This is a genomic window from Xanthomonas sp. SHU 166 (assembly GCF_000364685.1).
Lineage (GTDB): Bacteria > Pseudomonadota > Gammaproteobacteria > Xanthomonadales > Xanthomonadaceae > Xanthomonas_A > Xanthomonas_A sontii.
Genome location: NZ_AQOJ01000413.1, coordinates 1 through 384, shown reverse-complemented (window position 1 = coordinate 384; position 384 = coordinate 1). Strand labels below are relative to the sequence as shown.

Sequence of the window (384 nt, the reverse complement as noted above, 5' to 3'; positions counted from 1 at the left end):
CTGCTGCAGGCCGGCCTCGCCTTCCCCTGCAGTTGCAGCCGCAGCGCCCTGGCGGCGCAGGGCGGCGTGCACCACGCTTGCGTCACCGATGCGCCACGCGCACAGCCGGCCATCCGTCTGCGCGTGCCGCCCGGTACGGCCAGCGTGGTGGCCTTCGACGACGCGGTGCGCGGCCGGCTGGCCCAGGACGTCCATGCCGAGGTCGGCGATGTGGTGCTGCTGCGCGCCGACGGCTGCTGGGCGTACCAACTGGCCGTGGTGGTCGACGATGCCGCGCAAGGCATCACCGACGTGGTGCGCGGCGCGGACCTGCTCGACTCCACGCCACGGCAGATCCTGCTGCAGCGTGCGCTGGGCCTGCCCACGCCGCGCTACCTGCACCTG

The 384-nt window shown here is 74.2% G+C and carries 1 protein-coding gene; it reads left to right on the top strand.

Annotation, left to right across the window (positions count from 1 at the left end; translation table 11 throughout):
• Positions 1 to 384: glutamate--tRNA ligase family protein (locus D180_RS11360; RefSeq protein ID WP_017912887.1), on the top strand; the 384-nt coding region annotated here is incomplete at both ends.